The organism is Kitasatospora sp. NPDC001159, assembly GCF_053598235.1.
The window spans coordinates 26,693-33,127 of the sequence record NZ_JBSFJV010000085.1 but is presented as its reverse complement, the minus strand read 5'-3'; the positions used below and the strand labels follow the sequence as shown (position 1 = coordinate 33,127).

At 71.3% G+C, this 6,435-nt stretch carries 8 protein-coding genes and 1 pseudogene; 7 read left to right on the top strand and 2 right to left on the bottom strand.

From position 1 onward, the window contains the following. Together ACWC9T_RS31650 and ACWC9T_RS31645 are read left to right on the top strand one after the other, a co-directional pair. A pseudogene (locus ACWC9T_RS31650) lies at positions 1–302 on the top strand (hypothetical protein); the annotation flags it as partial. A 25-nt stretch (positions 303–327) separates the two neighbouring features. Then, complete coding sequence (locus tag ACWC9T_RS31645) at positions 328–561, top strand: DUF6087 family protein (RefSeq protein WP_449824486.1); 234 nt, start codon at positions 328–330, stop codon at positions 559–561. A gap of 98 nt (positions 562–659) precedes the next feature. Here the strand turns inward: ACWC9T_RS31645 and metF are convergent, their stop codons facing one another. Next, positions 660–1,616, bottom strand: coding sequence for a methylenetetrahydrofolate reductase [NAD(P)H] (metF, locus tag ACWC9T_RS31640; protein WP_449824485.1), 957 nt, complete (start codon positions 1,614–1,616; stop codon positions 660–662). A 350-nt stretch (positions 1,617–1,966) separates the two neighbouring features. On the opposite strand from metF, the gene ACWC9T_RS31635 reads away from it, so the two are divergent. Together ACWC9T_RS31635 and ACWC9T_RS31630 are read left to right on the top strand one after the other, a co-directional pair. After that, positions 1,967–2,287, top strand: a complete 321-nt coding sequence (locus tag ACWC9T_RS31635) for a heavy-metal-associated domain-containing protein (protein ID WP_449824484.1) — start codon at positions 1,967–1,969, stop codon at positions 2,285–2,287. A gap of 67 nt (positions 2,288–2,354) precedes the next feature. Beyond that, positions 2,355–2,675 carry a metal-sensitive transcriptional regulator gene (locus tag ACWC9T_RS31630; RefSeq protein WP_449824483.1) on the top strand — a complete coding sequence of 107 codons (321 nt, stop codon included), beginning with the start codon at positions 2,355–2,357 and terminating at the stop codon, positions 2,673–2,675. A gap of 83 nt (positions 2,676–2,758) precedes the next feature. Here the strand turns inward: ACWC9T_RS31630 and ACWC9T_RS31625 are convergent, their stop codons facing one another. Next, the gene (locus ACWC9T_RS31625; RefSeq protein ID WP_449824482.1) at positions 2,759–3,529 is read right to left on the bottom strand and encodes a thioesterase II family protein; all 771 of its coding nucleotides are present in this window, start codon (positions 3,527–3,529) and stop codon (positions 2,759–2,761) included. A 199-nt stretch (positions 3,530–3,728) separates the two neighbouring features. Between ACWC9T_RS31625 and ACWC9T_RS31620 the strand changes: the two genes are divergently transcribed. The 3 genes from ACWC9T_RS31620 to ACWC9T_RS31610 all read left to right on the top strand — a co-directional run bounded on the left by ACWC9T_RS31620 (position 3,729) and on the right by ACWC9T_RS31610 (position 6,325). Continuing rightward, positions 3,729–4,667 carry an ABC transporter ATP-binding protein gene (locus tag ACWC9T_RS31620; protein WP_449824481.1) on the top strand — a complete coding sequence of 313 codons (939 nt, stop codon included), beginning with the start codon at positions 3,729–3,731 and terminating at the stop codon, positions 4,665–4,667. Then, positions 4,651–5,424 (top strand): ABC transporter permease, encoded by a 774-nt coding sequence (locus ACWC9T_RS31615; protein ID WP_449824480.1) that lies wholly within the window; start codon positions 4,651–4,653, stop codon positions 5,422–5,424. Before ACWC9T_RS31620 ends, ACWC9T_RS31615 begins: the two co-directional genes overlap by 17 nt. A 175-nt stretch (positions 5,425–5,599) precedes the next feature. Then, positions 5,600–6,325 carry a TetR/AcrR family transcriptional regulator gene (locus ACWC9T_RS31610; protein ID WP_449824479.1) on the top strand — a complete coding sequence of 242 codons (726 nt, stop codon included), beginning with the start codon at positions 5,600–5,602 and terminating at the stop codon, positions 6,323–6,325. Positions 6,326–6,435: the final 110 nt, after the last annotated feature.

Here is a 6,435-nt window from a genome sequence, read left to right as displayed (position 1 = left end):
CTTCCGCGGACTTCGCCCCGCCGTGTGGGACAACCGCGAGCGCCGAGGGCTGCATCACCGTGGCCAGCGGCCTGGGCGCCAGAAGTTTCAACATTCTCAACGAGAGCTGGAAGACCGTCGAGGTTTTCCGTGGCTTCAACTGCGACAACGGCGGTCCGGTCGCCACCGTGGGCCCCCGCAGCGCCACCAACGGCGTGGTGACCCGGCACGGCGACGAGGACTCGTTCGGTTTCGGTGGCGCCTTCGATTGCGATGGCGCCGTGGGCAGCTTCCGGGTGATCGGCCACCGCCACGAGTGGTGACAGCACCGCCCGGAGCACGGGAGCGATCCCGGCCCGCCGGAAGCGGGCTCGACGCGGCTTCGAGGCCGCCGCCCACTCGCATCAGCACCTTCCCCGCCCGCTCTCCCGTCGGGACGGCTACCAGTGGGTACCGGAGTCGATCGCGGCCGACTACGCCGCCGCCCAACGAGTGCTGAACGGGGTCGAGGGCGATGGGGTGGTCCACATGTCGGCACCTCAGCTACGCAAGACCCGCGTGGGCAAGCACCGCAAGACCTGATTCGGCTGGAAACGCGAGATGCCCCTCTCCTCCGCGGAGAGGGGCGTCTTTGCAGCGCCCGGCGCCGTGTCCGACCTGGATGACCGTCAGAATGACGCTTACCTCGGCGCCGCCGCGGCGATCACCGCTGCCGGTCGGGCCGCGCGCTCGCGCGGGAGGCGGTCCAGCCCGAGGTTGCGGTGGATCTCCAGGGCGGCGGTTGAGCGGTTCAGGGTGATGAAGTGCAGGCCGGGCGCCCCCTCCTGGAGCAACTGCTCGGCCATCCGGGTCGCGTGCTCGACGCCGATCCGGTGTGCCGCCGCGCGGTCGCCGCGGGCCGCCTCCAGCTTCCCCGCCAGGTCGGCCGGGAAGGAGGCGCCGCTCAGCTCGGCGAAGCGGGCGATCTGGCGCACGTCGGTGGCGGGCATGATCTCCGGGATGACCGGGGTGTCGCAGCCCGCCGCGGCCAGCCGGTCGCGCAGCCGCAGGTAGTGCTCGACCCCGAAGAACATCTGCGTGACGGCGTAGTCGGCGCCCGCCCGGCACTTGGCGGTGAAGTGCCGGATGTCGTCCTCCCAGTCCGCCGAGCGCGGGTGGCGCTCCGGGAAGGCCGCCACGCCGACCGTGAAGGCGCCGAACTCCTTGACCAGCCGGACCAGCTCGACCGCGTAGCGCAGGCCCTGCGGGTGCGGCTCCCAGGCGCCGTTCGGGTTGCCGGGCGGGTCGCCGCGCAGCGCGAGCACGTCGCGGATCCCGACGTCGGCGTAGCGCCGCAGGATGGCCTGGAGTTCGGCGGTGGAGTGGCCGACGGCGGTCAGGTGGGCGACCGGGCGCAGGGTGGTCTGCGCGGCGATCCTCTCGGTGGTGCCGATCGTGCGGTCGCGCGAGGAGCCGCCGGCGCCGTAGGTGACCGAGACGAAGGTCGGCGCGACCGCCTCCACCCGACGGATCGCGGCCCACAGGGCGCGCTCGCCGGCCTCGTCCTTGGCCGGGAAGAACTCGAAGGAGTACATCCGCTCACCGGACGCGAGGATCTCGCGCAGGCCGCGCGGGCCGCTCCGGGGGGTCTGGTCCATGGATTTCACCTCGTGTGGTGGGGTCGGTCGGCTGTCCTGGACGGCGGCCGGCCCGACGCGCGGGCGACCGCGCCCATCCTGCCCTTCGACCGCAACAGCGCTGCCACAAGGCGGACTTGAGACACAGTCGAGAGCCGGTGGAGGACGCGGCCGCCGCTCGGGACGAGGGGCGGCCGCGGACCCGCTCAGCCGGCCGGGTCCGAGGCCGCTCCGGGCCGAGTCCGCCGCGTTCCGGGCCGCCGATCCGAAACCGCGCCTTACCCTAGGGGGGTATGGTATCTTCTCATGCGAAGCAGCCGCCCGGGCCACTCCGGAAGGCGCCGCACGCACCGACCGACAGGAGAAGCACCATGAGCGAGACCACCGTCACCATCGAGTCCTCCGCCACCGAGGCCTCCTCCTGCTGCGGCTCGTGCGGCACCGACGCCGCCAAGGCCCCCGCCACCCCCTCCGCCGAGCGCACGGTCTTCCAGGTGACAGGCATGACCTGCGGCCACTGCGTCACCTCGGTGACCGCCGAGCTGAAGAAGGTCGACGGCGTCACCGAGGTCGCGGTCGACCTCGCCACCGGACAGGTCACCGTCGACAGCACCAAGCCGCTCGTCGACGGCGACGTCGCCGCCGCCGTCGACGAAGCCGGCTACGACCTGGTCGGCCGCCTCGACGGCTGACCGCCCGTCGGCCCGGACGGCGCCCCGCACGTTCGAGCCGGCTCCCCCCCCACCGCGCCCCGGTAGAGTGAGAACACTCCTCACCGCACAGGAACCGGAGACGGCCATGGCCAGCTACAGCCCCCACAAGGACGATTTCCTCAAGCGGCTCCGCCGCATCGAGGGCCAGATCCGCGGTCTGCAGCGCATGGTCGAACAGGACACCTACTGCATCGACGTCCTCACCCAGGTCTCCGCGGCCAGCCGTGCCCTGCAGTCCTTCGCCCTCCAACTCCTGGACGAGCACATCGAATGCTGCGTCCGGGACGCCATCGCCGAGGGCGGCCAGGAGGCGAGCAGCAAGATCCGCGAGGCCAACCAGGCCATCGCCCGCCTGGTGCGGTCGTAGCGCTCGAACACAGCACGACCCGGGACGCCTCCGGCGGCGCGAGCCCGCCGGAGGCGTCCCGGGTTACCGGGTAGGGGTATTCCTCAGCGGCCGGCCGGGGCGCCGACCAGCTGGGCGATGATCAGGCCGAGCACCGCCGGGGCCTGGTCCGCAAGGTAGAAGTGCCCGCCCGGGAAGACCCGCAGGTCGAAGGCCGCGCTCGTGTGGCGCTCCCAGGCGCGGGCCTCGTCGACCGTGACTCGCGGGTCGGCGTCCCCGGTCAGCGCGGTGGTCGGGCAGTCCAGCACCGCACCCACCTCGCCGCGGTAGGTCTCGATCGCGGTGTAGTCGCTGCGCAGCGGCGGCAGGATCATCTCCCGCAACTCCGGGTCCGCCAGCACCTGTTCGCTGGTGCCGCCGAGCACCAGTAGCTCGGCGAGCAGTTCCTCGTCGGAGAGCAGGTGGACCCGCTCGTCACGGTTCAGCGAGGGCGCACGGCGCCCGGAGGCGAACAGGTGGGCCGGGGCGTCCAGGCCGTCCCGGGCAAAGCGGCGCGCCACCTCGAAGGCGAGCACCGCACCCATGCTGTGCCCGAAGAAGGTCAACGGCCGGTCCGCGCACGGGCGCAGCACCCGGTAGAGGCGGTCGGCCAGCTCCGCGATCGAGGTGACCCCCGGCTCGGTGCGGCGGTCCTGCCGCCCCGGGTACTGGACGCACAGCACGTCGGCGTACGGGGAGACCGCGGCGGACAGCGGGTGGAAGTAGCCGGCCGAGCCGCCGGCGTGCGGGAAGCAGACCAACCGGGCCGCGGCGCCCTCCGTGGGGTGGTACCGGCGGAGCCAGCGGCTGTCGATCAGGGTGCTGCTGCCTGACATGGGTGTTGACCCTTCGTTCGCCTGCATGGAAAGCGTTCTGTTGGACCGTCAGATCCCGCCCACCGCCCCCGGGTCGAGTAGGCGCTTCGTGACCCGGTGTTGCGGCGAGGTGTTTCTACGTTGTAGATTCTACGACATAGTCCTACGGCGTAGAATCCACGCCGGATGAAGGAGAGCTCGTGTTCGCGAAGGACGTACCATGCTGGAGATAGAGGGCCTGGAGAAGCGCTACGGCGACCGGGAGATCCTCCGCGGGGTGGATCTGGAGGTCCGCCCGGGTCAGATCCTGGGCCTGCTCGGGGCCAACGGCGCCGGCAAGTCGACCCTGGTGTCGATCTCCGCCGGCCTGCGTACGCCCGATGCCGGATCCGTGCGCATCTCCGGCACCGACGTGCACCGCCACCCGGCCAAGGCCCAGGGCCGGCTGGGCATCGCGCCGCAGGACCTCGGGATCTACCCGACCCTCTCGGTCGCCGACAACCTCAAGCTGTTCGCCAGCCTCGCCGGGCTCGGCAAGCGCGACGCCAAGGCCCGGGTCGAGGAAGTGGCGCGACTGCTGGACCTGACCGACCTGCTGCCGCGCAAGGCCGAGGTGCTGTCCGGCGGCCAGAAGCGCCGTCTGCACACCGGCATGGCGATCACCCACCGTCCGGACGTGCTCTTCCTGGACGAGCCGACGGTCGGGGCGGACGTGCAGTCCCGCACCGGCATCCTGGACGTCGTCCGGGACCTCGCCGCCAACGGCAGCGCCGTCGTCTACACCACCCACTACATGCCCGAGTTGGAGCAGTTGGGGGCGGACATCGCGGTGCTGCACGGCGGCCGCATCGTGGCCCGCGGCTCGATCGAGGAGATCGTCCGCGACCACGGCACCTCATCGGTGGTGCTGCAGTTCGACGGTACGGCGCCGCAGGTGTCGCTGCCGTCCTGGCGAGCCGAGGGCGACACGCTGGTGTCCAACGAGGCCGCCGCCAACCCCGGGGTGGAGATCGCCCGGATCATGTCCGAACTCGGGGACGCCGCCGGCCGGCTCACCGGGATCGACCTGCGGCGCCCGAGCCTGGAGACCGCGTACGTCGCGATCACCGGCGAGCAGGCCGCCGAGCAGACGGAGGTGCTCGATGCTGTCCCGGCGTAGCCTGGTCATCGCCCGGTCCGGCCTGAAGCTGGTGCTCACCGACCCGGCCCCGATGATCACCACCATCGTGATGCCGCTGCTGCTGGCAGCCTTCCTCACACCCAACACCAAGGCCACCCTGAACGACCAGGGCTTCTCCGGCGCCTCGGGCGCGGAGCAGACCATCCCCGGGATGGCCGTGCTGTTCGCCTTCTTCGGCATCACCATGATCGGAACGCTGTTCTTCAAGGAGCACGCCTGGGGCACCTGGGACCGGCTGCGCGCCAGCTCCGCGTCCACCATGGACCTGCTGGTGGGCAAGCTGACCCCGCTCTACTTCTGCTACCTGCTGCAGATGGTGGTGCTGTTCGCGCTCGGCAACCTGATCTTCGACTACTCCCCCAACGGATCGGTGCTGGCCCTGGCCGCGATCCTGGTGGTGCTGGTCGCGGTGCTGGTCTTCTTCGGCGCCATGCTGGTCGCGGTCTTCAACACGATGGACCAGGCGCTCGCCATCGGCAGCGTCAGCGGCATGGTGATGGCGGGCCTCGGCGGCGCGCTGGCCCCGTCCGACACCCTGCCCGGCTGGACCCACGGCATCGCCAAGTGCATGCCGCCGTACTGGGCGCTGGACGCGCTGAAGAAGGTCACGCTCAAGCACGGCACGCTGTCCGATGTCGGACTCAACCTGGCGGTGCTGGCCGGCTTCGCGGTCCTCTTCGCCGCCGTCGCCGCCTTCCGCTTCAACGCGAGCGAGGCGAAGGTCGGCACCACCTGATCGGCCCCCTCGGCCGATCCCCCGAAACCCCTCTTGGCCCGGACCCCCGCCGGGCCAAGAGGCATTTCGTACGAGCGCCGAATGTATTCTGACGGAATGTCCCCGACGGACCGCGCCAGCTGCGGTCCGTTGGTACACCCCCATCCCCGACACCCAACCCGTGAGGCAGCCCAACATGAGTGAGGACGCGACGCCCCAGCGCCGGCGGCGAACAGGCACCGCCGCCCCGAGGGGCGGCACCCGGGGCACCCGGGTCGCGTTGAACCGGGATCTGATCATCACCACGGCACTGGAGATCATCGACAGCGGCGGGCTCGACTCGCTTTCCATGCGCAAACTGGGTGCCCAGCTCGGCGTGGACCCGATGGCCGTCTACTACCACCTGCCGAACAAGGCCGCCCTCTTCGACGGGGTCGTCGAGGCCATCCAGCGCGAACTCGGCGCCCAGCTCGACGCGTTGGACCTCGCCGACGGCGACCCGGCCGCCTGGGCGGACCGTGCGACCCTGGTGATGCAGACCTACCGCGACGTACTGCGCCGCCACCCGCACGCGCTGCCCGTCATCTCCACCAGGCCGGTGCGCAGCCCCGAGGCACTCGCCCCGTTCGAGCGCATCCTGGCGGTCTTCACCGACGCCGGGATCGACCTGTTGGCGGCCGTCCACATGGTCACCTGCGTGGTCGAGTTCACCATCGGCCACGTGCTCGCGGAGGCCGGCGAGCCCTTCGGCGGGGAGACCCCGTACCAGGCGGACGCCCTGGACCAGCACACTTCGGCTCTCCCCCATGTCGCCGAGGCCTGGCAGGAGCAGGACCAGACGATCGGCCCCGACACGCTCTACGAACTGGGCGTGCGGTCCATGCTGGAGGGCATGAACGCCCGCCTGTCGGCCGCGCGTTGAGCTGACTGCAGGTAAGAATACGGTAAGGAGTCCCGGGCCGGAAGCCGGGGCGCCGACAGGCACGGCGAGGGGCCCTGCCACCACTCGTGGTGGCAGGGCCCCTCGCCGTG